Raw genomic sequence first — 19630 nt, 5'->3', positions numbered from 1 at the left:
GGCGCGAGAGCAGCGCGGCAGTCATCCTGTGGGCGCCTTGAGCGAGCCCCCTCGGCGCGCCGTGGCGGGCAGGGTGGAGCGCTAGGCTTGGAGCCATGACTGTCCAGCTCGGTATGCCCGCTCTTCCCGCGCCGGTCCTGGCGCCGCGTCGCCAGACGCGCCAGATCCACGTCGGCAAGGTGGGCGTCGGCAGCGACCACCCCATCTCGGTGCAGTCCATGACCACCACCAAGACCACCGACATCAACGGCACGCTGCAGCAGATCGCGCAGCTCACCGCCGCCGGCTGCGACATCGTGCGGGTGGCCTGCCCCAGCCAGGACGACGCCGAGGCGCTCCCGATCATCGCCAAGAAGTCGGCCATCCCGGTGATCGCCGACATCCACTTCCAGCCGAAGTACGTCTTCGCGGCCATCGACGCCGGCTGCGCGGCGGTGCGCGTGAACCCGGGCAACATCAAGAAGTTCGACGACAAGATCGCCGAGATCGCCAAGGCCGCCACCGATGCCGGCGTCAGCCTGCGGATCGGCGTCAACGCCGGCTCTCTGGACCCCCGCCTGCTCAAGAAGTACGGCTCGGCCACCCCCGAGGCCCTGGTGGAGTCGGCGCTGTGGGAGGCCAGCCTGTTCGAGGAGGTCGGCTTCCGCGACTACAAGATCTCGGTCAAGCACAACGACCCGATCACCATGGTGCAGACCTACCGCCTGCTGGCCGCCCAGACCGACGTCCCGCTGCACCTGGGCGTCACCGAGGCCGGTCCCGCCTTCCAGGGCACCATCAAGTCCACCGCCGCCTTCTCCGTCCTGCTGGCCGAGGGCATCGGGGACACCATCCGCGTCTCGCTGTCCGCCGACCCGGTGGAGGAGGTGAAGGTGGGCACCAAGCTGCTGGAGGTGCTCAACCTGCGCCCGCGCAAGCTCGACGTGGTCAGCTGCCCCGGTTGCGGCCGGGCCCAGGTGGACATCTGGGGCCTGGCCGACAAGGTGAGTGAGGGTCTGGAGGGCATGGAGGCCCCGCTGCGCGTCGCCGTGATGGGCTGCGTCGTGAATGGCCCGGGTGAGGCCCGTGAGGCAGACCTGGGCGTGGCCGCCGGCAACGGCAAGGGCCAGATCTTCATCCGTGGCGAGGTCATCAAGACCGTGCCCGAGGACCAGATCGTCGCCACCCTGATCGAGGAGGCCAACCGCCTTGCCGCCGAGACTTCCGAAGTGGGCGCGCCCGCGGTCCAGGTCGTCTGAGGTGTCGCTGGGCGCCGCCCCCGGCACGTCGCAGGCCGGCGGGGTGCTGCGCATCCTCGGCAACGACGACCTCGACGAGGTGATGGGGCTGCTGCTGGGCAGTCCGCTGGAGAACCTGTTCGTCGCCTCCCGGGTGGAGGCCGGCGGTCTCGACCCCTTCATGCTGGGCTGCCAGGTGGTCGGCTGGGAGGAGGGCGGCCGGCTCACCAGCCTGTGCCATGCCGGCTCCAACCTGGTCCCGGTGGCCGCGGACGAGGCGGCCGTCGAGGCCTATGTACGCTACCTGGGCCCGCGTCGCCGGGCCGCCTCCGTGATGGGGGTGGCCGGTCCCACCCTCGCGCTCTGGGAGGCGCTGAGCCAGCGATGGGGCGGTGCCTGGTCGCAGGTGCGCGACCTGCGCCCGGAACAGCCGCTGATGAGCATCAGCTCTGAGCCCACCGCGGATGGTGACGCGCGGGTGCGGCCCATCACCATGGCCGACTTCGAGGCCTACTTCGACGCCGCGGTGAAGATGTACACCGAGGAGGTCGGGGTCAGTCCGCTGGAGGCCACGGGCAGCTACCGCAACCACGTGCGCCGCACCATTGAGCAGGGCAGGGCCTTCGGGATCGTCGAGGACGGTCGGGTGCTGTTCAAGTCGGACGTGGGCTGCGCCTCGGGCATGTTCTGCCAGGTGCAGGGCGTCTGGTTGCATCCTGAGCTGCGCGGACGCGGCCTGTCCGCCCCGGCGATGGTGCAGGTGGTGCGGCTCTGCCAGGAGCGCTGGCCGGTGGTCAGCCTGTACGTCAATGACTTCAACACCCCCGCGGTGAAACTGTATGAACACGTCGGTTTCACCCGCGTCGGAACCTTCGCCACCGTCCTGTACTGACGTGTGGCAAGGAAAGGCGACGCGCACGTGGCCTCGGGGGTTGCCACGTGCGCGTCTGGAAACATCTTGCACGACCTGGCGTAGTAAGGGCTACCTGAAACGGTAATTTTCTGGTCGGCCGTCTTTAACTTCTCAACTCCGGGCGGTCCACTAGGCTGTGGGGGCATCGCGACGCCAGGCTGAAGGGCAGCCGAGGGCGTTCCGCACAGGTGGCCACGGGCCAGGGATGCAGGAAGGCCACGATGATCACCCGCATGAGCCAGCTCTTCGTCCGCACGCTGCGTGACGACCCGGCCGATGCCGAGGTCCCCAGCCACCGCTGGCTGGTCCGGGCCGGCTACATCCGTCGGGTGGCTCCCGGCATCTACTCCTGGCTGCCGCTGGGGCTGAAGGTGCTGCACAAGGTGGAGACCGTGGTCCGCGAGGAGATGGAGGCCATCGGCGCGCAGGAGGTGCACTTCCCGGCACTGCTGCCGCGTGAGCCCTACGAGGCCACCAACCGCTGGACCGAGTACGGCCCCAACCTGTTCCGCCTGAAGGACCGCAAGGGCGCCGACCTGCTGCTGGGCCCCACCCATGAGGAGATGTTCACCCTCATGGTCAAGGACCTCTACAGCTCCTACAAGGACCTGCCGCTCTCGCTCTTCCAGGTGCAGACCAAGTACCGCGACGAGGCGCGTCCCCGCGCGGGCATCCTGCGCGGGCGCGAGTTCGTGATGAAGGACTCCTACTCCTTCGACGTGGACGAGGCGGGCCTGGAGGCCAGCTACCAGAAGCACCGCGAGGCCTACATCCGCATCTTCGACCGGCTCGGCTTCGACTACGTGATCGTGCAGGCCATGGCCGGTGCCATGGGCGGCTCGAAGTCCGAGGAGTTCCTGGCCGTGGCCGAGAACGGCGAGGACACCTTCGTGCGCTCGCCCGGTGGCTATGCCGCCAACGTGGAGGCGGTGCGCGTGGCCGCTCCGGAACCGCAGGACTTCTCCGACGTGCCGGCTGCGCACGTCGAGGACACCCCGGGCAGTGAGACCATCGAGACCCTGGTGGCCCTGCTCAACGAGCGCTTCCCGCGTGAGGACCGCGCCTGGAGTGGTGCCGACACCCTCAAGAACGTGCTCTTCAAGGTGGTCCATCCCGACGGCAGCACCGAGCTGCTGGCGGTGGGCCTGCCCGGTGACCGTGCCGTGGACGAGAAGCGACTCGAAGCGGCGCTGGAGCCCGCCGAGGTGCTGCCCTTCGGCGACGAGGACTTCGCCGCCAACCCGCTGCTCAAGAAGGGCTACATCGGCCCGGAGGTGCTGGGGGAGAAGGCGCCCGCCAAGGTGCGCTACCTGTGTGACCCGCGCGTCGTGGCGGGCACCCGCTGGGTGACCGGCGCCAACCAGCCCGGCCACCACGTCATCGACCTGGTCTGCGGTCGTGACTTCACCCCCGACGGCGTCCTGGACGTCGCCGAGGTCCGCGAGGGCGACCCGGCACCCGACGGTTCCGGCCCGCTGAGCCTGGCCCGAGGCATCGAGATGGGCCACATCTTCCAGCTCGGCCGCAAGTACGCCGAGGCGCTGGGGCTGAAGGTGCTGGACCAGAACGGCAAGCTGGTCACCGTCACCATGGGCTCCTACGGCATCGGCGTCTCGCGCGCCGTGGCCGCCGTGGCCGAGGGCACCAGCGACGAGAAGGGCCTGTGCTGGCCGCGGGGTCTCGCGCCCTTCGACGTCCAGCTGCTGGCCACCGGCAAGGGCGAGGAGGTCTTCGGCTTCGCCGAGAAGCTGGCCACCGAACTCGACGAGGCCGGCGTCACGGTGCTCTACGACGACCGCAAGGCCAGTCCCGGCGTGAAGTTCGCCGACTCCGAGATCCTGGGCATGCCCACCACCGTCGTGGTGGGCCGTGGCCTGGCCGACGGCGTGGTGGAGGTGCGCGACCGCCGCACCGGCGCCAAGCGCGAAGTCTCCACCGACGACGCCCTCGCCGAGATCCTCAAGGAGGTCCACGGCCACTGAGCCGTCGACTCCCGGCACGGCCCGGCACCCCTGGTGGGTGCCGGGCCGTGCTGCGTCGCGAGGAAGTTCCGGGGCCAGACCTTGACACGGTTTGCAAGATTGCTAGCATTCTTGCATGAGCGAAGCCAAGGACAAGAAGGTGCAGTTCAACGTCTACCTGCCGCCAGAGCTGGTGAAGCAGGTCAAGCACCGGGCCATCGACGAGGGGCAGAGCCTGTCGGCCCTGGTCGAGAAGGTCCTCACCGACTACCTGGAAGGACAGCAGTGATGAACCAGATCAAGGCATCCATCGAGTGCTACCGCTTCACCGAGGACCCGCAGGCCATGGTCGGCTTCCTGGAGGCGCTGGGCATGGCCCGCCAGGTCAGCACCTCCGACGGCGGCTTCGCCGTGCTGCGCGCCGCCGGGGGCAGCGTCGGGGTGCACCGGGCCTCCGGTTCCCAGACCGGCGCGGTCCCCGGCCAGACCCAGCTCTGCCTGGCCGTGGCCAGCGTCGACGAGGTGGTAGGCATCGACGGCGTGGTCACCTGGGACGAGGCCTACGGCCGCCATGCCGGCATCACCGATCCCTTCGGCGGTGGCATCTGGATCGACGAGGTGCAGACCGACCTCTACGGCGCCTACCAGCAGCACCAGGCCGAACCACGCCCGGACCTCTACCTGACCGCCGTGCGCTACAGCCCCGACTTCGCCGCAGACCAGGCCTTCTTCGCCCGTTTCGGGCTGGAAGCCAAGGCCGGCGACGAGTGGTGGCTCCCGCTGCGAGCCGCCGACGGATCCACCCTGGGCCTGCACAGGCCGCAGGGTGAGCCGATCACCGAACCGGCCACCGACAACCCGGTGGGGGAGAACTCGGTCTGTGACCTGGGCTTCGAGACCACAGAGCCGCTGGAGGCGGTCCGTGACCGACTGCTGGCCGCCGGCTTCGAGGCTCAGATCGTCGAGCAGGACCAGCTGCGCACCCTGCGTGTCATCGATTCCGACGGGCGCGAGGTGCAGGTGCACCAGCGCGGTTGAGCGCAGCGGACGTCCACGCACCCCTCGCCCATCAGCCGTTAGGCTCCCCGGGAGGCTCACGGCGGGCCGGGAAGCAGAGGTGGTGCGTGGACGTCGCGGCGAGCGTGCTGGCCGGGATGGTCCTCGCGGCCTTCCTGGCCGGCTGGGTGGACGCAGTGGTGGGTGGCGGTGGCCTGATCCAGCTGCCGAGCCTGCTGATCGGCCTGCCGAATGAGGAGGTGGCGAGCATCTCCGGCACCAACAAGCTCTCCTCCGCCGCGGGCACCGGCACCGCCACCCTCACCTACCTGCGCAAGGTCAGCGTCGAGTGGCGCAGCGCCCTGCCGCTGATGGCCTGCGCCTGGCTCGGCTCCACGCTCGGCGCGCAGCTGGTGCAGCTGATGCCCCGGGCCCTGTTCACCCCTGTCGTGCTGGTGGTGCTGCTGGTGGTGGGCACCTACACGGTGCGACGCCCGCAGCTGGGCCTGCACCACGAGCTGAAGCACAGCGGCACCGCGCACCTGCTGAGGCTGGCGGTGATCGGGCTGGTGATCGGCGTCTACGACGGCTTCCTCGGCCCCGGTACCGGAACCTTCTTCGTGATCAGCCTGGTGGCCCTGCTGGGCTACGGCTTCCTGCAGGCCAGCGTGCTGACCAAGCTGGCCAACCTGACCACCAATGTGGCCGCGCTGACCGTGCTCGGGCTGAGTGGCCACGTGCTGTGGGGGCTGGGCGGTGCGATGGCGCTGGCCAACCTGACCGGCGGCTTCCTGGGGGCGCGGATGGCGATCCGTCACGGCAATGCCTTCGTGCGCAAGGTCTTCCTGGTGGTGGTCGGTCTGCTGGCGCTCAAGCTCGCCTGGGACAGCCTGGCGCTGCTGCGCTGAGACCGTCTGGCTCAGACCCAGCCCGGCCACCAGCCCAGGGCGCCGCCGTCGGCGCGCACCTGTGCGGTCTGGGCCAGCACCTGGCTCAGCGCCTGGCTGCGGTCGGTGCCGGTGGTGGCCGCGCAGACCCGGGCCCATCCGGCCAGCACGCCGTTCTCCAGCGCCGCCCAGGTCCTGCGGACGGCGGCCGGGCTGGCGAAGTCACCGGGCATGGCATAGCTGAGCTCTGCGGGCGGCACGGTGGTGCCGTCCGCGGCCAGGCGTCGGATGAGCGCATCGCGCGCCTGCCAGACCTGGGCCAGCCGTGCCTTGCCGCGCTCGTACTCCGGGCTCTGCGGGTCCACCTGGCCGGCGCCCACCTCCAGCCCCTCGGCCAGCGCCCGCAGCTGCGAGAGCAGGGCCAGCCGGGCCTGCTCGGGGCTGCCCACCTCCACCATCGCCGGGCGCAGCCTGCCCTCGGCGGGAGCGGAGCCCGGGCTGCGATGCCCGGCCGCGAAGGCGGCCAGCGAGCAGAGCAGCAGGGCCTGGGAGGCATCCTCGGCCCGGGCCAGCAGCTCGCTGTGCTGCTTTACCAGCGCGTCCTCGCGGGCCGCCAGCTGGGGTGCCAGCGCCTTCCACGCCGTGCGCACCGCCGTGGGGCGCGCCGTGGGCGCGGGCGTGGTGGTGGCAGGGGAGAGGGGTTCAGGGCGGGCGAGCAGCTGGGCATGGGCCGCGTGCGACGTGGCCATCGCCGTGAGCACCGGTGCCGGCGCCCCGTTGCCGGGGGCTCCTGCGGCCACGCCGGCCAGCCAGTCGGCCATCTGCTGCTCGGCGCGGGAGGCCGCCAGTAGCGCGGCCTGCGGCATCGCGGCGGCGGGGGCGGGGCCCGCCTGGCTGTGCCGTCGGCCGACCGTGGGGTCGGGTGCGCAGCCCGCCAGGCCGGCGGCCAGGCTGAGCCCCAGCAGGGCACGACGAGAGGTTGGCACGGGCCGATGCTAGCGAGCCGGCGGTCAGCGGGACCCTCGCCACGCGGTCACCCGGCCGAGGTGGACCGAGGCCCCACCGCCAGCCGATAGGCTGGCCCCACCCCGGTGGCGCAGGCCGTCGGGGCACAACCGAAAGCACAACTGGACACACAACTGAAAGGTGGTCGCCAGCGTGAACGAGCGCACCGTGACGCCCATCGTGCAACCCATCCTCGAGGCCCATGGCCTCGAGCTCGACTCCCTCGACGTGATCCCCGCCGGCAAGCGCAAGGTGCTGCGGATCACCGTCGACGGCGACGGCCCCAAGGGCCGCGGCCCCCTGCTGGACGACATCGCGTCGGCCACCCGTGACATCTCCGACGCCCTCGACGAGGCCCCCGAGATCGGCAACCAGCCCTTCACCCTGGAGGTCAGCTCCCGCGGCGTCGGCAAGCCGCTCACCGAGGCCAAGCACTTCCGTCGCAACCGCGACCGTCTGGTGCAGGCCAGCCTGGTGGACGGCAGCGTTCTGCGCGCCCGCATCCAGTCCGCCGACGAGGCGCACGTGGTCCTGGTGGAGGAGCCGGAGCCGGGCAAGAAGCTGCCCGCCGACCTCGACCCCCGCCACGAGCTGGGCTACGACGAGATCACCAAGGCCACCATCCAGGTGGAGATGAACCGCAAGCACGATCCCGACCTCGATGACCTGGGCGACGAGTCCGAGGACGAGGACGACGACTTCACCGAGGAGAACTGATGGACATCGACATGGCTGCGCTGCGCTCCATCGAGCGCGAGAAGGACATCCCCCTGGACTACCTGGTCCAGGCGCTCGAGGACGCGATGCTCAATGCCTACGACAAGACCGAGCACCCGGTCCGCGGCGCCCGCGTCGAGCTGGACCGCAAGTCCGGCCGCTTCGCCGTGATGGTGCCCGAGCGTGACGAGGAGGGCGAGGTCGTCGGTTGGTACGACGACACCCCCGCCGACTTCGGCCGCGTGGCCGCCTCCACCGCTCGCCAGGTGATCTTCCAGCGGCTGCGCGAGGCCGAGGACGAGCAGAAGTACGGCCACTTCGCCGCCAGCGAGGGCGACATCATCCTGGGCACCGTCCAGCAGGACCGCGACTCCAAGACCATCCGGCTCGACATCGGCAACAAGATGGAGGCCATCATGCCGCTGGCGGAGCAGGCCCCGGGGGAGCAGTACACCCACGGCAAGCGGCTGCGCGTCTTCGTGGTGAGCGTGCGCCGCGAGGCCAAGGGTCCCCAGGTGGTCGTCTCGCGCACCCACCCGGGCCTGGTCAAGAAGCTCTTCGCGCTGGAGGTCCCCGAGATCGAGCAGGGGGTCGTGGAGATCAAGGAGATCGCCCGCGAGGCCGGTCACCGCACCAAGATCGCCATCGTCAGCCAAAACTCCGACGTCTCCGCCAAGGGCGCCTGCATCGGCCCGATGGGCCAGCGGGTGCGCGCGGTGATGCACGAGCTGAACGAGGAGAAGATCGACATCATCGACTGGTCCGAGGACCCCGCCGAGTTCGTCGCCCAGGCCCTCAGCCCGGCCAAGGTCAGCAAGGTCACCGTGGTGGACGCCGCCGCCCGCGCCGCCCGCGTCGTGGTGCCCGACTACCAGCTCAGCCTGGCCATCGGCCGTGAGGGGCAGAACGCCCGGCTGGCCGCCCGGCTGACCGGCTGGCGGATCGACATCCGCTCCGACGCCGCGCTGCAGGCCTGAGCCAGGCCCGGTACCGAGGACGGCCGGCGCTCCCCACCAGGGAGCGCCGGCCGTTCGTCGTGCGGCACTAGGCTGGGACGGTGAGCACACCACGACGCACCTGCCTGGGCTGTCGCCAGGACGACGAGCAGTCCGCCCTGGAGCGCTTCGTGCTGGTGGACGGCGTGGTGGTGGCCGATCCGGCCCGTCGGCTGCCCGGCAGGGGAGCCTGGCTGCACCCCGACGACCGGTGCCGCGAGGCGGCCCTGCGACGCGGCGGCTTCGCGCGCGGATTCCGTCGCCGGGTGGAGGTTCCCGAGGACCTGTTCGAGGCATGCCGGCCGGCCGGCCCCGCAGCAACCGGTTCGACCGCCGGGGTGGCTTCGCGGTAGCATGGTGGGTGCGCGTCCGCCCGGAACCCCGGGCGGATCTACCAAGAGCCCGCGTCGCACGACGCAGGGCTGTCCAGAAAGTGGGCTGACGCTCATGACCACTCGATGAGTAATCACCAATGAGCATGAACACCAACTAACTGGTCCGCGCCAACGGGGCACGGGCCTGAAGGAGAGTAGTGGCAAAGGTCCGTGTCTACGAGCTCGCGAAGGAGCTCGGACTCGAAAGCAAAGACGTCCTGAAGACGCTGAAGGACATGGGCGAATTCGTTCGCTCCGCGTCCTCCACCATCGAAGCGCCGGTGGTCCGCCGCCTGCGTGACACCCTCGAGAGCAATGCCGGTGGCAGTGCGCCGCAGGCTGCTGCGCCCTCGAGCCAGGCCCCCCGCAAGGGTGCCGAGGCCAAGCCGGCCGCACGCCCCGAGGCCAAGCCGGCCGAGGCCGCTGCCCCGGCGGCTCCTGCCGAACAGACCGCCCCGAGCGTCCCCGCGGCGCGCCCCGGAGCGCCGAAGCCCGGCCAGGCGGCCCCGCGTCCCGGTGGCGCCCCCAAGCCCGGTGGCCCCCGCCCGTCGAACAACCCGTTCGCCCCCTCGGGTCCCACCACGAGCACCACCCCGCCCGTGCGCACCCCGGCCCCGCGTCCCGCGGAGCAGGAGGCCCCGGCCGCCCCGCAGGCTCCCGTGGAGCAGGCACCTGCCGAGCAGGCTCCGGCCCCGCAGCAGCAGCGTCCGGCCGCCCAGGCCCCGCGTCCCGGCCAGGCGGCTCCCCGCCCGGGCCAGGCCGCCCCGCGCCCCGGCCAGAGCGCTCGTCCCGGCGCCCCGCGTCCCGGTTCCTCGGGTGGTCTGCCCACCCCCGGTGCCGCCCCGCGTCCCGGCGCCCGTCCCGGTAGCGCCCCGCGCCCCGGCAACAACCCCTTCGCTCCCTCCCAGGGCATGGGCGCTCGTCGCCAGCGCCCCGAGGGTGGTGCGGGTCGTCCCGGCGCTCCCGCCGGTGCCCGTCCCGGTGCTCCCCGTCCGGGTGCCCCGGCCGGCGGTGACAACCGCATGCCGCGTCCCGGTGGTTCCGGCGGCCTGCCCGGCATGCCGCGCCCCAACCCGGCGATGATGCCCAAGCAGCAGAGCGCCCAGGTGGGCGCCCCCGCTCGCGGTGGTCGTCCCGGCGGTGGCCCCGGTCGTGGTCGTCCCGGTGGTGGCCCCGGCGGTGCCAGCGGTCGTCCCGGCATGGGCGGTGGCCCGCCCACCGGTGGCGGCGGTCGCGGTCGCGGTCGCAGCGGTGGCACCCAGGGTGCCTTCGGTCGTGGCGGCCAGGGCGGTCGTCGCGGACGCAAGAGCAAGAAGCAGCGCAGGCAAGAGTTCAACGAGATGGAGGCACCGTCGATCGGCGGTGTGCGCATCCGGCAGGGCGACGGCCAGACCGTCCGCCTGCGCCGCGGTGCCTCGCTGACCGACCTCGCCGAGAAGATCAACGTCGAGCCGGCGCAGCTGGTGCAGGTGCTGTTCAACCTCGGTGAGATGGTCACCGCCACCCAGTCGGTGGCCGATGACACCCTCGAGGTGCTGGGTGCCGAGCTCAACTACAAGATCGAGGTCGTCTCCCCGGAGGACGAGGACCGCGAGCTGCTGGAGAGCTTCGACCTGGACTTCGGTGAGGACCTGGGCGACGACGAGGACCTGGAGCCCCGTCCGCCGGCCGTCACCGTCATGGGCCACGTCGACCACGGCAAGACCAAGCTGCTGGACGCGCTGCGTCATGCCAACGTGCAGGGCGGCGAGGCGGGCGGCATCACCCAGGCCATCGGTGCCTACCAGGTGGAGACCGAGGTCGACGGCGAGGGTCGCAAGATCACCTTCATCGACACCCCCGGTCACGAGGCCTTCACGGCCATGCGTGCCCGTGGCGCCAAGGCCACCGACATCGCGGTGCTCGTGGTGGCGGCCGATGACGGCGTCATGCCGCAGACCATCGAGGCGCTGAACCACGCCAAGGCGGCCGAGCTGCCCGTCGTGGTGGCGGTCAACAAGGTGGACAAGCCGGACTCGGATCCCACCAAGGTCCGTGGCCAGCTCACCGAGTACGGCCTGGTGCCCGAGGAGTACGGCGGCGACACCATGTTCGTCGACGTCTCCGCCACCGCGAAGACCGGCCTGGACGAGCTGCTCGAGGCGATCGTGCTGACCGCCGACGCCGAGCTGGACCTGCGCGCCAACCCGGACATGCCCGCCCAGGGCGTGGCCATCGAGGCGCACCTGGACCAGGGTCGTGGCCCCGTCGCCACCGTCCTGATCCAGCGCGGCACCCTGCGCAAGGGCGACTCGATCGTCGCCGGCTCGGCCCACGGCCGTGTCCGCGCCATGATCAACGACAAGGGCGAGAACGTCACCGAGGCTCCGCCCTCGATGCCGGTCCAGGTCCTGGGTCTCACCTCGGTGCCCGGTGCTGGTGACAACTTCCTGGTCGTTGAGGACGACCGGATGGCTCGCCAGATCGCCGACAAGCGTGAGGCGCGCATGCGTGCCGCTGCGCAGGCCAAGGGCTCGCGTCGCAAGACGCTGGACCAGCTGTTCGAGCAGCTCGAGAAGGGCGAGACGCAGGAGCTGCTGCTCATCCTCAAGGGCGACGGCGCTGGTTCGGTCGAGGCCCTGGAGGACGCCCTGTCGAAGATCGACGTCGGCGACGAGGTGGATCTGCGCGTCATCGACCGCGGTGTCGGTGCCATCACCGAGACCAATGTCACGCTGGCCGCCGCCTCGAAGGCAGTCATCATCGGCTTCAACGTGCGGCCCACGCCGCACGCCGCCAAGATGGCTGACAACGAGAACGTCGACGTGCGTTACTACTCGGTCATCTACGACGCGATCGACGAGATCGAGGCTGCGCTCAAGGGCATGCTCAAGCCGATCTACGAGGAGCAGGCGCTGGGTACCGCGGAGATCCGCGAGATCTTCCGCTCCTCCAAGTTCGGCAACATCGCGGGCTGCATGATCCACAACGGAACGGTCAAGCGCAATGCCAAGGCGCGCCTGGTCCGTGACGGCGTGGTCATCCGCGAGACGAGCATCGCCTCGCTGCGGCGTGAGAAGGACGACGTGACCGAGGTCCGCGAGGGCTTCGAGTGCGGTCTGACGCTCGCGAACTACAACGACATCCAGGTCGGCGACATGGTCGAGACCTACGAGATGGTCGAGAAGCCGCGGGACTGATTCGTCAGCAAGGGGGACGACCCCCTTGGACCCCCGTTCTCGGCCGGCGCATCGCTCGCAAGCTCGCTGCCGGCCGAGTTCGGAAGGTTCGGGGATGACTCCCTTGACCCTCGTCTTCGGCCGGCGCATCGCTCGCAAGCTCGCTGCCGGCCGAGTTCGGAAGGGTCATGAACCACCACGGTCTGGGCGGTGGTCCTTCGGGACCGCCGCCCGCACCAGTTCCCAAGACCAGTAGCGTGGGGGAGTCCCCACCAGCCTGCCCAGGAGGCAACCATGACCAATCCCCGCGTCGCCAAGCTGGCCGACCAGATCAAGATGATCACCGCGGAGATGCTGGAGCGCAGGATCAAGGATCCGCGCCTGGGCTTCGTCACCGTCACCGACGTGCGTCTGACCGGTGACTCCCGTGAGGCCACCGTCTTCTACACCGTGCTCTCCGAGGAGGCGCAGGGCGACACCGCCGCGGCGCTGGAGAGCGCCAAGGGGCTGATCCGTTCCACGATCGGCAAGAAGCTGGGCCTGCGCTTCGCCCCCAGCATCGCCTTCATCCCCGACGCCACCCCGGAGGCGGCCGCCGCCATCGACGACCTGCTCGCCCGGGCCCAGGCCGGCGACGCCGAGCTGGCCCGCCAGCGCGAGAACGCCCAGTACGCCGGCGAGGCCGACCCGTACAAGAAGGACGACGACGAGCAGGAGTGATCCTGCCCAGCACGCCAGCAGGCCCTGTCCCCTCGTGGGGGACAGGGCCTGCCGCTTCCTGCCGATCGGGGCGTCCGGAGCCGTGGACGTTGCTCCCCGGTTGTCCTTGTGTTGCGAGTGGTCGGGGGTTCGGGTGGTGACTCGCTCCAGAGTCGCTCGAAGCGGGTCGCCCCCCTTGCCCTCCTTCCTGTCACGAGCGCAGCTGCGAGCCTGTGAGCAGCGGTGCGCGCGAGTGGTCGGGGGTTCGGGTGGTGACTCGCTCCAGAGTCGCTCGAAGCGGGTCGCCCCCCTTGCCCTCCTTCCTGTCACGAGCGCAGCTGCGAGCCTGCGAGCAGCGGTGCGCGCGAGTACTTGGGGGTTCAAGGGGGTCGCCCCCCTTGCCCTACAACTAGTGCGCGATGGCCCCCTCGGCGCCGATGCCGGTCATGGAACGGACCTCCATCTCGGCCTGCAGTTCGGCGTCGGCGGGCTCGCGCGAGGTGAGGGTGCCCACCAGGCCCGCGAGGAAGGCCAGCGGGAGGCTGATGATCGTCGGGTTGGTGAGCGGGAAGAAGGCGAAGTCCGCGCCGGGGAAGAAGGCCTTCGGGTCGCCCGAGATGGCCGGCGAGAAGACGATCAGCAGGACGGCGGAGACCAGGCCGGCGTAGATGGACCAGACGGCGCCGCGGGTGTTGAAGCGGCTCCAGTACATCGTGTAGAGGATGGCCGGCAGGTTGGCCGAGGCCGCCACGCCGAAGGCCAACGAGATCAGGAAGGCGATGTTCTGGCCGTTGGCGAAGATGCCGCCCACCACGGCGAGGATGCCGATGGTGATGGAGGTGATCCGCGCCACCCGCACCTCGTCGGCCGGGTCCACCTGGCCGTCCTTGAGCACGTTGTTGTAGATGTCGTGGGCGAAGGAGGCCGAGGCGGTGATGGTCAAGCCGGCGACCACCGCCAGGATCGTGGCGAAGGCGACGCCGGAGATGATGGCCATGAAGACCGAGCCACCCAGGTGGTGGGCCAGCAGGGGAGCGGCGGCATTGGCGCCACCGGGGGCCTTGCTGATCTTCTCGGCGCCCACCAGGGCTGCGGCGCCGTAGCCGAGCACCAGGGTGAAGATGAAGAAGATGCCCACCAGGGCGATGGTCCACACCGCCGACTTGCGGGCGTCCTTGGCCGTCGGGACGGTGTAGAAGCGCATCAGCACGTGGGGCAGGCCGGAGGGGCCGGCCACCAGGGCCAGGGCCAGCGAGACGAAGGAGAGCTTGGTCCACTCGGTGGCGCCGTACTGCAGCATCGGCTGCATGATCAGGTCCCCCTTGGGGTGGATGGCCACCGCGTCGCCGAAGAGTCGCGAGAGGTTGAAGCCCTTCTGCGCCATCACCCAGCAGAACATGATGGCGGCGCCGCTGACCAGCAGGACGGCCTTGATCATCTGCACCCAGGTGGTGCCCTTCATGCCGCCGATCAGGACGTAGACGATCATGATGATGCCCACCAGGGCGATCACCAGGCTCTGCCCGTTCTTCGACGAGATGCCCAGCAGCAGGGCCACCAGGCCGCCGGCACCGGCCATCTGGGCAAGCAGGTAGACGAAGGAGATGGTCAGGGTGCTCGCCGCGGCCGCGGTGCGCACCGGCTTCTGGTTCATCCGGAAGCTCATCACGTCGGCCATCGTGTACTTGCCGGTGTTGCGAAGCGGCTCGGCCACCAGCAGCAGGGCGATGATCCAGGCGACGAAGAAGCCCACCGAGTAGAGGAAGCCGTCGAAGCCGTTGAGGGCGATGGCCCCGGTGACGCCCAGGAAGGCGGCCGCCGAGAGGTAGTCACCGGTGATGGCCAGGCCGTTCTGGCGGCCGGAGAAGGCGGCGCCGCCGGTGTAGAAGTCGGTGGACTTCTTGGCGGAGTCGCGGGTCACCTTGATGACGACGGCCATGGTGGCCACGACGAACAGGGCGAAGATCGAGATGTTCAGGACGGGATTGCCGACGGTCTCCAGGATCCTCATCGGACGGCCTCCTTCTCCAGCCGGTCGCGCAGCGCCGACGAACGGGGGTCGAGGTTGTTGTTGGCGTGACGGACATAGGCCCAGGTCACGAAGTAGGTGGTGAGGAAGTTGAGCAGGCCGAACAGGATGCCGATGTTCACGAAGCCGACGACGCGTCGTGCCATCAGGGTGGGGGCATAGACGGCCATCAGGACGAAGACGAAGTAGAGGCCCACGAAGGTGGCCACCATCGGGAAGGCGAAGCTGGTGAAGGAGGTGCGCAGCTCGCGGTACTCGTCGGAGGCCTTGGCGGCGGTGAAGTCGATGCCGTCGGCCGGGTGCTCGGGGCCCACCTGGCTCAGTTCGGGCAGCGGCCAGTGCTCCTTGGGCAGGTGCGCCTCCACCTCCTCGTCGGTGTGGCGGTGGGCCGCGTCGTGCGGCTCGTGGTGGTGTGACATGGCGGTGCTCCTGGATCAGGGTGTGCGCCAGCATCCGGCTGGCGTAGTCGGCTGGTGGAGGGGCAGGGACGTGGCGCGGTCGCAGGGCGACGTGGCCGCGGGCTCGGACCCGGACGGGTCGTGGTGGTCGGGCGCTCTCGAGGGTCGTGGGCTGCGCTGCCCGAACCTCTCGATGTCAAGAGAGTGACATGTTGTGAATCCATGCACAAGCCCTTTGGGGAAAAATCCCGAAAGCCGTGAGGACTGTCCTCAACCGGCATGGCGCGGCCCCGGTCGATCCGACCGGGGCCGTGGCACGGCATGCTGTCCTGAGGGGCTGCTCAGCTCCACAGGCCGCCGGGGGCGAAGGTCTCGGCCACCAGCTCGTCGTACCAGCCCGCCTCCCGCGCCACGTCGAGCACGGTGTAGCGGGAGCGGTAGTACATCGCCTTCGGGAAGGTGGCGCGCACCGCCTCGGCGTCCAGGCCGATGTCCTCGGGGCGGCTCGGGGCGCCGGCCTGGCGCAGCATGGCCGCGAACTCGCGGGCGTCCACCAGCTGGTCCGCCAGGCGTCGCCGGGTCTCGGGCCAGGACGCGACCAGGCGCTGCAGCCGCTCGCGCAGCTTGTCGGGCTCGACGTACTTGACCTTGGTCTCGGCCACGGCGTGCTCGGCCAGGGCGCCGGAGAAGGTGCGACGGATGTCGGCCTCGACGTCGCTCCAGGCAGGCCAGGCGGCCACGGCCGCCTCGATGTCGAGCGAGGCCAGGTCGCGGGCCATGAAGCGCTCGTAGAAGGCGAGCATGGCCAGGGTGCCGATGGCCACCTTGAAGCCATGGCTGAGCGGGGGAGTGCGGTCCGCGCCCAGGTGCTCCAGCTCCCAGATGTGGCTGAAGTAGTGCTCGGCGCCCGAGGCGGGGCGGGTGCCGCCATAGGCCTGCATCGCCAGCCCGGAGAGCACCAGGCCCTGCACCAGTCCCTCGTAGGCCTCGGCCTGTCCGGCCGCGAGCGCCGCCGGCTGTGCCAGCGCCTCGCGCACCCCTGACTGCACCAGCTCCCAGACGTCCTCGTCGACGGCCTCGACGCCCGCGGCGTCGGCCAGGATCCAGTCGGCGCCGCCCGGGATCTTCGCGGACAGGTCGCCATAGCCGCCGGCCACCATCTCGGCCGGGGCCTGGGCCGCGACGTCCAGGTCGAAGACCACCACCTGCGGTGCGGTGCAGTTGATGGTGACCTTCACGCCGTCGTCGCTGATCGGCGCGCCCGCGCCGGTGTAGCCGTCCATCGAGGCGGCTGTGCCCACCACGGCATAGCGGCGGTCGAGGTCGTGGGCGGCGAGCTTGACCAGGTCGTTGAGGGTTCCGGCACCGATGCAGACCGGCACCACCGGGGAGCTGGTGGCCACGTCCTGGCTGCGCAGGTGGTCCGCGATCGAGCGGGCATTGTCCAGGCTGGCATAGGGGGCCGGGCGGCCCGGGAAGACCATCGGCTCGGCCAGCGGCACGCCGGCCCGCTGCAGGCTGTCGCGCACCTCCTCGCCGCAGGCGGACCAGGTGTTGTCGTCGGCCACCAGGACCACCGCGCGCGGCTCGGTCGGGCCGCACAGCGTCTCGCGCAGCAGCCGGCCGCTGTCGGCCAGCACCCCTCGTCCCACGCTCACGGCATCGGTCTGATCGGCCGCGGCCAGTGCCTGTTCGACGATTCCCATCGTGACCTCCTCGCCCCGGCGGGGCTGTGGTGTGCGAGCCCGTCGGGCCCCTGCTCCTCCGACCCTATGACCCCTGCCGTGCGCGATGACAGGGCCCCCGGGGGTGATCTGGGACGATGGGTGCATGACTGCCTCCACCGACTCCGGCCTGCTGATCTGCGACAAGCCCCAGGGCTGGACCTCGCACCAGGTGGTGGGCCGGGTGCGCCGCCTGATGGGCACCCGCAAGGTGGGCCATGCCGGCACCCTGGACCCGATGGCCACCGGCGTGCTGCTGGTGGGGGTGAACCGTGCCACCCGGCTGCTGGGGCACCTGGCGCTGCACGACAAGCGCTACGAGGCCACCATCCGGCTGGGCGGCTCCACCACCACCGACGACGCGGAGGGCGAGCCCACCGGGGGCGCGGACGCCTCGGCGCTCACCCGCGAGCTGGTGGAGCAGCAGCTCCCGGCCTTCCGCGGCACCATCCAGCAGCGGCCGAGCCAGGTCAGCGCCATCAAGGTCAACGGCCAGCGCGCCTACAAGCTGGTCCGCGAGGGCGAGCAGGTGGAGCTGAAGAGCCGCGAGGTGACCGTCAGCCACTACGAGGTGCTGGCGGTGCGCCAGGCCGACGGCTTCTGCGACGTCGACGTGGAGGTGGAGTGCTCCTCGGGCACCTACATCCGCGCCCTGGCGCGCGACCTGGGCGAGGTGCTGGGGGTCGGTGGCCATCTCACGGCGCTGCGCCGCACCCGGATCGGCGGCTACAACCTCACCGACCTGCCCGTGGTGGACCTGGAGTCCGACGAGCGGCCCGAACTGCTCCCCATGGCCGAGGCGGCCCGGCTCAGCTTCCCGGTGGTCCAGCTCGACGAGGAGCAGGCCGGCCACGTCGCCTTCGGACGCAGCCTGCGTGGGGTGACGGTGCCGTCCAATCCCACCGGGGTGCTCTCGCCGGCCGGCGAGCTGCTCGCCCTCTACCGTCCCGACAACGAGGTGCCCGACCTGGCGCGCCCGGTGGCCGTGCTCGCCTGAGGGGTCCTGGGCCCGTCGGTTTTGCAGCCGAGCCACCCGGCACCTGGGCAGACCGGCACCACGAGCCAGCCCCCGCGTTCCCCGGGCTCGACTCACATCACGGCCCGGAGTGCGGAATCGCCCCTGTTCCAACAGGGGCGATGCGGTGTTACCGGCCGTGACGTGAAGGTTTCCGCCGCGATGCGACGTCGGCGGCCGTGGCGCGGCGGTGGCGGCCGTGAGGCAGGATCCACCCGGCGACGCGAACGACGCGCGTTCCCCCAGGGCCGGCTCGCATCGCGGCCCGGAGTGCGTCATCGCCCCTGTTCCAGCGGCATCGCCCCTGTTCCAACAGGGGCGATGCGGTGCTACCGGCCGCGACGTGAGGTTTCGGCCGTGATGTGACATCGGCGGCCGTGACGGGAGGCAGCTGGCGACGAGGCCCCGCGGGCGCACCGGCGAGGCACACCTGGCAGGCAAGGCCCGCAAGCACGTTCCGGTCAGGGCATCCCGGCCAGGCGGGCCAGGGCCGCGGCAGCCGCACCCAGCAGCACCACGCCCAGGAAGGGCACGCGCCGCCACAGGGCCACCGCCGCCACCACCAGGGCCACCAGCCGGGCGTCGAGCACCAGCCGCTGTCCCTCGCCGACCGCGTTGAGCATCACCAGCGAGCTGAGCAGGCCGATCGTCATGGCCGAGGTGATGGTCACCACGCGCGGGTTCTCCAGGAGGCGGGTGGGTACCAGGTAGCCCGCCAGCTTGGTCAGGTAGGCCAGCAGGCAGGCCGCCAGCAGCCACGGCCAGATGCCACTCATCGGGCATCCTCGATGCCCCGCCGGCCCAGCACCAGGGCCACGACCGCGGCCACCACGGCCGCCACCAGCAAGGGGATCCCCTGGGGCAGTGCGGGCACCAGGGCCAGCGTGACGAAGGCGGCGGCGACGCCGATGGCCAGCGTCTCGCGGTTGTGCAGCCGGGGCCACAACAGCCCGAGGAAGGCCGCCGCCGCGGCGCCGTCCAGCCCCCAGACCTTCGGGTCGCCCAGGGCGGTGCCCAGCAGGGCACCCACCAGGGTCATCAGGTTCCAGCAGGTGAAGACCCCCAACCCTGCGCCCCAGAAGCCGCGCGCCTGCTCCGCAGGCTCGGACTGGCCCACCGCGGTGGCCACCGACTCGTCGACGGTCACGTGCGCCTGCAGGAAGCGGCGCGCCCCCCGTGGCGCGAACATGGCATTCATCTGCGCGCCGTAGACCATGTTGCGGATGCCCAGCAGACTGGCGGAGACCAGCGCCGCGGCCCCGCCGCCGCCCAGCGCGCCGACGAAGGCGAACTGGGAGCCGCCGGTGAACATCAGCAGGCTGAGCAGGTGGGTCTGCAGCACGCTCAGCCCCGCGGCCGTGCCCAGCGCCCCGAAGGAGATGCCGTACAGGCCGGTGGCCACCGAGACGCCCAGCGCCATCCGCAGGGCCGGGGAGGCCTGGGCCGTCGGGACCGAGGTGGGGGTGTCGCTCATGGTGCACGCCAGCCTAGGGCGGCTCCGGCGGCCGTCCCGGCAGGGTCCAGCTGGCGAATCCGACGGTG

At 70.9% G+C, this 19630-nt stretch carries 18 protein-coding genes; 12 read left to right on the top strand and 6 right to left on the bottom strand.

Going from position 1 to position 19630, the window contains the following annotated elements:
* Positions 1-95: 95 nt before the first annotated feature.
* The 6 genes from ispG to ABD073_RS13020 all read left to right on the top strand — a co-directional run bounded on the left by ispG (position 96) and on the right by ABD073_RS13020 (position 5995).
* Positions 96-1238 carry a flavodoxin-dependent (E)-4-hydroxy-3-methylbut-2-enyl-diphosphate synthase gene (gene ispG, locus ABD073_RS13045; RefSeq protein ID WP_343875277.1) on the top strand — a complete coding sequence of 381 codons (1143 nt, stop codon included), beginning with the start codon at positions 96-98 and terminating at the stop codon, positions 1236-1238.
* A gap of 1 nt (position 1239) precedes the next feature.
* Positions 1240-2109 (top strand): GNAT family N-acetyltransferase, encoded by an 870-nt coding sequence (locus ABD073_RS13040; RefSeq protein WP_343875276.1) that lies wholly within the window; start codon positions 1240-1242, stop codon positions 2107-2109.
* Between the two features lie 254 nt (positions 2110-2363).
* On the top strand, positions 2364-4112 hold the full coding sequence (locus ABD073_RS13035; protein WP_343875294.1) for a proline--tRNA ligase: 1749 nt from the start codon (positions 2364-2366) through the stop codon (positions 4110-4112).
* Between the two features lie 115 nt (positions 4113-4227).
* Entirely contained in the window at positions 4228-4380 is a 153-nt protein-coding gene (locus ABD073_RS13030; RefSeq protein WP_343875274.1) for a ribbon-helix-helix domain-containing protein, read from the top strand.
* On the top strand, positions 4380-5129 hold the full coding sequence (locus ABD073_RS13025; RefSeq protein ID WP_343875272.1) for a hypothetical protein: 750 nt from the start codon (positions 4380-4382) through the stop codon (positions 5127-5129). The genes ABD073_RS13030 and ABD073_RS13025 overlap by 1 nt, the downstream gene beginning before the upstream one ends.
* Before the next feature lie 116 nt (positions 5130-5245).
* Positions 5246-5995 carry a sulfite exporter TauE/SafE family protein gene (locus ABD073_RS13020; RefSeq protein WP_343875293.1) on the top strand — a complete coding sequence of 250 codons (750 nt, stop codon included), beginning with the start codon at positions 5246-5248 and terminating at the stop codon, positions 5993-5995.
* Positions 5996-6006: 11 nt separating this feature from the next.
* On the opposite strand, the gene ABD073_RS13015 is transcribed toward ABD073_RS13020, so the two are convergent.
* Complete coding sequence (locus ABD073_RS13015; RefSeq protein ID WP_343875271.1) at positions 6007-6960, bottom strand: DUF4439 domain-containing protein; 954 nt, start codon at positions 6958-6960, stop codon at positions 6007-6009.
* A gap of 172 nt (positions 6961-7132) precedes the next feature.
* On the opposite strand from ABD073_RS13015, the gene rimP reads away from it, so the two are divergent.
* The 5 genes from rimP to rbfA all read left to right on the top strand — a co-directional run bounded on the left by rimP (position 7133) and on the right by rbfA (position 12943).
* Positions 7133-7696: a ribosome maturation factor RimP gene (rimP, locus tag ABD073_RS13010; protein ID WP_343875270.1), complete on the top strand. Its 564-nt coding sequence runs from the start codon at positions 7133-7135 to the stop codon at positions 7694-7696.
* Positions 7696-8673 carry a transcription termination factor NusA gene (gene nusA, locus ABD073_RS13005; RefSeq protein WP_343875269.1) on the top strand — a complete coding sequence of 326 codons (978 nt, stop codon included), beginning with the start codon at positions 7696-7698 and terminating at the stop codon, positions 8671-8673. The genes rimP and nusA overlap by 1 nt, the downstream gene beginning before the upstream one ends.
* 80 nt (positions 8674-8753) lie before the next feature.
* Complete coding sequence (locus tag ABD073_RS13000) at positions 8754-9044, top strand: YlxR family protein (RefSeq protein ID WP_343875268.1); 291 nt, start codon at positions 8754-8756, stop codon at positions 9042-9044.
* A 179-nt stretch (positions 9045-9223) separates the two neighbouring features.
* Positions 9224-12244, top strand: coding sequence for a translation initiation factor IF-2 (gene infB / locus ABD073_RS12995; RefSeq protein ID WP_343875266.1), 3021 nt, complete (start codon positions 9224-9226; stop codon positions 12242-12244).
* A gap of 273 nt (positions 12245-12517) precedes the next feature.
* Positions 12518-12943, top strand: coding sequence for a 30S ribosome-binding factor RbfA (rbfA, locus tag ABD073_RS12990; RefSeq protein ID WP_343875264.1), 426 nt, complete (start codon positions 12518-12520; stop codon positions 12941-12943).
* 388 nt (positions 12944-13331) lie between these two features.
* On the opposite strand, the gene ABD073_RS12985 is transcribed toward rbfA, so the two are convergent.
* The 3 genes from ABD073_RS12985 to ABD073_RS12975 all read right to left on the bottom strand — a co-directional run bounded on the left by ABD073_RS12985 (position 13332) and on the right by ABD073_RS12975 (position 17055).
* Positions 13332-14933: a solute symporter family protein gene (locus tag ABD073_RS12985; RefSeq protein WP_343875262.1), complete on the bottom strand. Its 1602-nt coding sequence runs from the start codon at positions 14931-14933 to the stop codon at positions 13332-13334.
* Positions 14930-15370 (bottom strand): DUF485 domain-containing protein, encoded by a 441-nt coding sequence (locus ABD073_RS12980; RefSeq protein ID WP_343875260.1) that lies wholly within the window; start codon positions 15368-15370, stop codon positions 14930-14932. The genes ABD073_RS12985 and ABD073_RS12980 overlap by 4 nt, the downstream gene beginning before the upstream one ends.
* Positions 15371-15690: 320 nt before the next feature.
* Complete coding sequence (locus ABD073_RS12975) at positions 15691-17055, bottom strand: sn-glycerol-1-phosphate dehydrogenase (RefSeq protein ID WP_343875259.1); 1365 nt, start codon at positions 17053-17055, stop codon at positions 15691-15693.
* 124 nt (positions 17056-17179) lie between these two features.
* Between ABD073_RS12975 and truB the strand changes: the two genes are divergently transcribed.
* Positions 17180-18070, top strand: a complete 891-nt coding sequence (truB, locus tag ABD073_RS12970) for a tRNA pseudouridine(55) synthase TruB (protein ID WP_343875257.1) — start codon at positions 17180-17182, stop codon at positions 18068-18070.
* Positions 18071-18549: 479 nt separating this feature from the next.
* On the opposite strand, the gene ABD073_RS12965 is transcribed toward truB, so the two are convergent.
* On the bottom strand, positions 18550-18864 hold the full coding sequence (locus tag ABD073_RS12965) for an AzlD domain-containing protein (protein WP_343875254.1): 315 nt from the start codon (positions 18862-18864) through the stop codon (positions 18550-18552).
* Complete coding sequence (locus ABD073_RS12960; RefSeq protein ID WP_343875252.1) at positions 18861-19562, bottom strand: AzlC family ABC transporter permease; 702 nt, start codon at positions 19560-19562, stop codon at positions 18861-18863. The genes ABD073_RS12965 and ABD073_RS12960 overlap by 4 nt, the downstream gene beginning before the upstream one ends.
* Positions 19563-19630: the final 68 nt, after the last annotated feature.

It is taken from the genome of Luteococcus peritonei (assembly GCF_039526385.1).
Classification (GTDB): domain Bacteria; phylum Actinomycetota; class Actinomycetes; order Propionibacteriales; family Propionibacteriaceae; genus Luteococcus; species Luteococcus peritonei.
The sequence above is the reverse complement of the archived record's forward strand: the minus strand, read 5'-3'. Positions and strand labels throughout refer to the sequence as shown.

What these genes read in the sequence shown, in the direction of transcription:
- ispG (WP_343875277.1), top strand. Translation starts at nt 96, where the DNA reads ATGACTGTCCAGCTCGGTATGCCCGCTCTTCCCGCGCCGGTCCTGGCG.
- ABD073_RS13035 (WP_343875294.1), top strand. Translation starts at nt 2,364, where the DNA reads ATGAGCCAGCTCTTCGTCCGCACGCTGCGTGACGACCCGGCCGATGCC.
- ABD073_RS13030 (WP_343875274.1), top strand. Translation starts at nt 4,228, where the DNA reads ATGAGCGAAGCCAAGGACAAGAAGGTGCAGTTCAACGTCTACCTGCCG.
- ABD073_RS13025 (WP_343875272.1), top strand. Translation starts at nt 4,380, where the DNA reads ATGAACCAGATCAAGGCATCCATCGAGTGCTACCGCTTCACCGAGGAC.
- ABD073_RS13020 (WP_343875293.1), top strand. Translation starts at nt 5,246, where the DNA reads ATGGTCCTCGCGGCCTTCCTGGCCGGCTGGGTGGACGCAGTGGTGGGT.
- nusA (WP_343875269.1), top strand. Translation starts at nt 7,696, where the DNA reads ATGGACATCGACATGGCTGCGCTGCGCTCCATCGAGCGCGAGAAGGAC.
- rbfA (WP_343875264.1), top strand. Translation starts at nt 12,518, where the DNA reads ATGACCAATCCCCGCGTCGCCAAGCTGGCCGACCAGATCAAGATGATC.
- ABD073_RS12985 (WP_343875262.1), bottom strand. Translation starts at nt 14,933, where the DNA reads ATGAGGATCCTGGAGACCGTCGGCAATCCCGTCCTGAACATCTCGATC.
- ABD073_RS12980 (WP_343875260.1), bottom strand. Translation starts at nt 15,370, where the DNA reads ATGTCACACCACCACGAGCCGCACGACGCGGCCCACCGCCACACCGAC.
- ABD073_RS12975 (WP_343875259.1), bottom strand. Translation starts at nt 17,055, where the DNA reads ATGGGAATCGTCGAACAGGCACTGGCCGCGGCCGATCAGACCGATGCC.
- truB (WP_343875257.1), top strand. Translation starts at nt 17,180, where the DNA reads ATGACTGCCTCCACCGACTCCGGCCTGCTGATCTGCGACAAGCCCCAG.
- ABD073_RS12965 (WP_343875254.1), bottom strand. Translation starts at nt 18,864, where the DNA reads ATGAGTGGCATCTGGCCGTGGCTGCTGGCGGCCTGCCTGCTGGCCTAC.
- ABD073_RS12960 (WP_343875252.1), bottom strand. Translation starts at nt 19,562, where the DNA reads ATGAGCGACACCCCCACCTCGGTCCCGACGGCCCAGGCCTCCCCGGCC.